This window comes from Parafrankia sp. BMG5.11, from assembly GCF_004337455.1.
In genome coordinates this window covers 1-5,519 of sequence record NZ_SJXI01000127.1, presented here as the reverse complement: position 1 = coordinate 5,519, position 5,519 = coordinate 1, and the positions used below count along the sequence as shown (strand labels likewise).

3 protein-coding genes and 1 pseudogene are annotated in these 5,519 nt (G+C 69.3%); 3 read left to right on the top strand and 1 reads right to left on the bottom strand.

Annotated features, from left to right (window positions below):
- Nucleotides 1-100: 100 nt before the first annotated feature.
- Nucleotides 101-1,294, bottom strand: coding sequence for a cytochrome P450 (locus E0504_RS46390; protein WP_131627669.1), 1,194 nt, complete (start codon nucleotides 1,292-1,294; stop codon nucleotides 101-103).
- Nucleotides 1,295-1,536: 242 nt separating this feature from the next.
- Between E0504_RS46390 and E0504_RS53870 the strand changes: the two are divergent.
- The 3 genes and pseudogenes from E0504_RS53870 to E0504_RS46370 form a co-directional block, all read left to right on the top strand.
- Nucleotides 1,537-1,674 (top strand): annotated as a pseudogene (locus E0504_RS53870) (pentapeptide repeat-containing protein); the annotation flags it as partial.
- Between the two features lie 33 nt (nucleotides 1,675-1,707).
- The gene (locus E0504_RS46380) at nucleotides 1,708-2,415 is read left to right on the top strand and encodes an FMN-binding negative transcriptional regulator (RefSeq protein WP_243657947.1); all 708 of its coding nucleotides are present in this window, start codon (nucleotides 1,708-1,710) and stop codon (nucleotides 2,413-2,415) included.
- A gap of 1,129 nt (nucleotides 2,416-3,544) precedes the next feature.
- Nucleotides 3,545-5,500 (top strand): PASTA domain-containing protein, encoded by a 1,956-nt coding sequence (locus E0504_RS46370; protein ID WP_131627668.1) that lies wholly within the window; start codon nucleotides 3,545-3,547, stop codon nucleotides 5,498-5,500.
- The last annotated feature ends 19 nt before the right edge of the window (nucleotides 5,501-5,519 follow it).

Genomic DNA, 5,519 nt, shown 5'->3' with positions numbered 1-5,519 from the left:
ACCTTGCCGTCGAGCTTTCCCATCTGCGTCTCCCTGAGTCGTGGTGTGGTGTGGTGTGGTGTGCGGGCGAGCCATGCCGTGGGAATGGGCGGGGCTCGGGCTAACCGACGGTGATCGGCAGCGTCTCCCAGCCGCGCATCGTCGACGTCGACGAAAGCGCGGAATTCTCCCAGTCGACGTCCCATCGCGGGAAGCGTCTCAGGATCTCCTCGAGCGCCACCCTGCCTTCAAGCCGGGCCAGCGCGGCTCCCAGGCAGTAATGGGTTCCGAGGCCGAAGGTCCGAAGGTGACCGGTTCTGCGGTGGACGTCGAACCGGTCAGGGTCCGACCAGCTGTTCTCGTCCCGGTTCGCCGAGGCGATGAGAAGCATCATCGCGCTGCCGGCGGGTACGGTGCGGCCGTGTAACTGGACGTCGGTCGTGACGTAGCGGGCGATGGCATGACCGGTCGGCTCGAACCGCAGCGTCTCCTCGACCGCGTTCGGGATGAGCCGCGGATCGCCCACCAGCTGCGCGCGCTGGTCGGGGTACCGGGCCAGCAGCACCGTCAGCCAGCCGATCAGCCGGGCCGTCGTCTCCTGGCCGGCGCCGGCCAGGACGGTGATGTAGGTCAGGATCTCCTCACAGGTCAGCGTCCGCGTCTCGCCGGCCTCGTCCTCGAACTCGGCGCGCAGCAGCTCCGTCATCAGGTCGTCCGACGGATGCTCGGCCCGCCAGTCGATGTACTCCGCGAACAGGTCCGAGTCCATGAGTGCCTGCTGGGACACCTTCATCTGCTGCCCCGGCTCGGTGCGCAGTTTCGCGTCCGCGCGCTCGCGGATCGCCGGCTGGTCCGACTCCGGGATGCCGAGCAGCATCCCGATCACGCGCATCGGCACCTCGTTGGCGAACTCCGCCATGAGGTCGAAGCTGTCGACGTCGACGAGTCTGTCGAGGCTGCGCCGGCAGAAGTCCCGGACCTGCGGCTCGAGCGAGGTGACCCGCCGCGGGGTGAAAACGCGCGCGAGAAGAGCGCGGTGGATGTCGTGGGCCGGCGGGTCCTCCATCAGCAACGTGCCCGGCGGAATTTCGACGTTAGCCTTGATGATTTCCAGGATCGGCCCGCGGGCCGACGAGAACGTCTTCCAGTCGGTCAGGCAACGGTCGATGTCCTCGTGGCGGCTGAGGGCGTAGAAGTCGTGCCGGTCATTGTAGTAGAGCGGCGCCTCCGCGCGCAGCCGCTGGTAGACCGGGTAGGGGTCGCCGGCGATATCGCGGTCGAAGGGATCCCAGTAGACCGGACCGCTACGACTCATCTGGCGAGCCTCCTTCGATCGGCGCCGCGCCGCGGCCGGTCAGCCACGACCCGAAAACGAAATTTTAACGGTCGTTCTAACTTGATGGGACGCCGCTGTCAATACGCCCAGCTCACCGGGAGAAGAACCCACGAACTCGCGACACGGATGGCGATCACCCGACTACTCGCCGGCAGGATAGGTGAAACCAGGGCGACTACCGCCGGTCCGCCTCCGACGACGGCGTCCGGCAGGACGGGGCACTGCTGTTTCACTTCTCCGGACGCGGACCGCCGGGTCGCGGCGCCAACCTCACCGGCGCGCTGCTGGGTGGGGCGGTTCTCCCTGGCGCCGCACTGGGCAGCACAACCCTCACCCGTGCTCGGCTGGGTGGGGCGGATCTCACCGGCGCCCACGGCCTGACGCAGGAGCAGGTGAACGTCGCCCGCGGGGATGGGCGGGATCCGGCTCGTAGCCTGGGCTCTGTGCATGTGCCCCGCGCCTTCGCCCTCACCGACCTCGACCAGGTCGCTGGCTGCGTTGCGGCCGCGGGAGCAGCCGACCTCGTCACCGTCAGCGGCACCCAGCCGGTGGCCACCCTCGTCCCGATCATCTGGGATCGCACCCCGAGCCGACCTGATGCGCCGCACGGACGGCTACTGGGGCATCTCGCCCACGCGAACCCGCAGTGGCGGACCGCGTCCCCGGGCTGCGCAGCGCTGGCGATCGTGCACGGGCCGCAGGCCTACATCTCACCGTCCTGGTACGCCGCCAAGACCGAACACGGACGGGTCGTCCCGACCTGGAACTACACCGCGATCCACTTCAGCGGACCCGTCACGTTCCACCACGACCCCGAACAGCTCCGTGGCATCGTCACCCGACTCACCGACCGGCACGAACAGCACCGGGAACAGCCCTGGGCTGTGGACGACGCCCCGCCCGACTTCGTGGCCGGTCTGCTGCGGACGATCGTCGGCTTCGAACTCGCCGTCGCGTCGGTGACGGCGAAGGAGAAACTCAGCCAGAACCGCTCCCCCGCCGACCGCGCCGGGGCCATCGCGGGGCTGCGCGGGGAACCCGACGCAGGGTCTGCCGCCATCGCCGACCTCATGCAACCCCGGCCACCTGGGCAGAACTGACACCCCGGGTTGGTCCGTGGCCTGCTCGCAAGCAGGGTTGGCGGCATGTCGGACGCCGTATAGGAAGCGACCGCGTTCCCGCTGGCCGGGTTGTCGAGCCCCTCGTGTCGCGGAAGCACCCCTTGGTTGTCGACCGGAGCACAACATTCCGCGTGTCGCCGGGCCGATGATCTGAAATCTGATCAATTCGCCGTAACGGGGAGACCCTCATCGCGTAGAACTCTGCTGGTGGTCAACGACAGGGGAACGCGCCGGCGGAATAGCCGGCGCTGGCTGTTGATCAGCGCTGGAATCGCCGTGGCAGGCGCAGCACTCTCTGTTATGGGCGTCTGGTATCCAAGCGACGGACGTACATGCGGCCGTCACGGTTCTGGCCCGGCTGCCCATCCGTCGAAGCATCCCCCGGGCGGACCTCGACGGCGCTGATCTCACCGGCCCCGCCAGACTGCGCGGGCTCCGAGCTCCTCGCGGCAGCCTCACCGAAGCCTGGCTGGGCGCGGCAAACCTGACGCGGGCCGGGATAGAAGGGGCGGACCTCAGCGATGCTCGGGGACTGACACAAGAGCAGGTGAACTCCGCCCGGGGCGACAGGCGAACTCGACTACCGGCCGATCCAATTCGGCCAGCCTCATGGACCTAGCCTTCACGATCAATCGGCGCCGTGTCTACCGACGCCCCGGCGGGCTCTGCGTTCGCCTGATCCGGATCACTCACTGCCCGGTGCGCCTCGGCGAGGTTGGTCGCTGTCGGGCAGGATGGACTTCGGCAACTCGGATGGAGGACGCCAGGTCGGTGCTCGTGGCAAGCCTCCGACCGGAGCGTGATGTCGCCGTGATAAGGATACGGCGCAACATCATCGACGTCAGGGCCCTCGGGGGGAGGCAAGCTGTGCTTGTGATGCGGCGGAGTGCCGGTGATTTCACCCGCTGACGGTCAGGCGGAGTCCGACGAGGCCGGAGACATCCACGGCACGGAAGACACCCAGGAGACCGACGGGAGCGGGGCCAGCCGCGAAACCGGAGCGCCGGCGGTGGGATCCCCAGGACCGACGGCATCCGACCACGCTCATACGGAAGCCGCATCCCCTGACGAACGCCCCGCCGCGAACCGATCAGAGCTGACCCGGCCGATGGTGCCGCTGTCGGCGGAGGAACCGACAAGGATCGGCGACTACCAGCTCCTCGGGTTACTGGGGCGTGGAGGCATGGGTAGCGTCTACCTGGGCCGCTCACCGGCCGGGCGGCAGGTGGCGGTGAAGGTCGTCCGATCCGACCTCGCCGCGGATCCGGAGTTCCTCCGCCTGTTCCATCGAGAGGCCCAGCTCGCCCGACGGGTCGCCCGCTTCTGCACAGCGGAGGTGCTTGACGTCGGGGCGGACGCTGGCCGGCCGTTCCTGGTCACCGAGTATGTCGACGGCCCGACGCTGTGGGACGCGGTCAACAGCGGCGGACCGTTCGGTGCCGCGCAGCTCGAACGGATCGCGATCGCCGTCGCCACGGCGCTGACGGCGATTCACGGTGCGGGGATGGTGCACCGCGATCTGAAGCCATCAAACGTGATGTTGTCCGGAGCTGGGCCGCTCGTCATCGACTTCGGTATCGCTCATGCCCTCGACGGCACCACCCAGCTCTCGCGCACATCGACCGGCACACCGGCGTTCATGGCACCCGAGCAGGCCCGCGGCGAGGGGGTGGACCCCGCCGCCGACGTGTTCGCCTGGGGTGGCGTCGTGGTCTTCGCGGCCACCGGCCGGCCGCCGTTCGGCACCGGTCGGCCCGAGGTACTGCTCTACCGGGTGGTGCACGAGCGGCCGGACCTGAGCGGTATCCCCAGGCCCCTGCTCGCGGTCGTCGCTGCGGCGATGCGCTCAGAAGCCGCGGCACGCCCATCCGCTCAGGAGCTCTACAACCTGCTGCTGACCGCGGCGACCCAGGCTTCACCAGTGGTCGTCTCACCCCTGCCGGCGGTGTCGACGGACGAGACCGACGTCACCTCCGAAACCGATACCGAGATCGACGCCGACACCACGATGGTGGGCGCCTCCGATTCCGGAACCGACCTCCCGGCCGCCGCGCCTGAAAGGTCGATCGAGGTCGACGACGCCGCTCAGGCCGATGAGACCGCGTCGATGGCACCGAGCGACTTCGTGGCGCCTGGAGTTGGCGGTCCTGGCCTCAGCGTCGGCTCCGCGGGTGTCCCAGGGCCAGAGCCCTCGGGCCCAGGCGTCACGCCGGCGGTCCCGACGCGGCGCCGGGTCCGAGCGTGGAGGCTGCTGAGCACATTCGGCGGATCGTTGGCGGACGGTAGCCGGCGGGAGATCGTCGCCCTGGGACTTGTCGGGGTGCTCGTGCTTCTGGGCGTCCTGCTCGCCCTTGGAGAGGCCGGCGGTCCCGGTTCCTCGCCGAGGGCGGACGGCGCGCAGCCATCACCCATGGTGGCCGTACCTCTACTGACAGGTCGCGCGGTCGCCGACGCCGAGGAAGCGCTGCGGGCTCTCGGGCTGCGCCCGGTGCGAGCCGAGGCAGTGACCAGCGACGTGGTCGCCGCTGGTCAGGTGGTTGCCCAGGATCCGCCCGATGGTCGGCGAGTCCCCGCAGGCGGTGCGGTGCGGCTGACCCTCAGTTCCGGGAGCGCGCAGGTCGAGGTCCCCGATGTCGTCGGGCGCACCGAGGAGGAGGCCAAAAGCGCCCTGACCTCGGCGGGGTTCGTGGTGACGGCGTCCACCGAGCTCAGTGACGATCGACTCTCCGGTCAGGTGATCCGAAGCGTCCCCGCACATCCACAACGCGTCGCACGCGGGAGCGAGGTCGCGCTGGTCGTCAGTTCCGGACCGGCCACCGTCGTGATTCCGGCCGGACTCGAAGGCCAGATCTATGGCACCGCCCGCCAGCGCCTGAAGAACCTCGGCCTCACCGTCAACGGGACCTTCGAGACCAGCACACGGGTCCCCGCAGGCCAGGTCATCAGAAGCAGGCCCGGCGCCGGCCAGCGCGTAGCGGTTGGCTCGACGGTTACGCTCACCGTCTCGTCCGGAGCGCCCGCTCCTCGACCGAGACCCAGCGACGGTCAGTCATGGTCGTGGTGACCGGGACACGTGGCGCGCA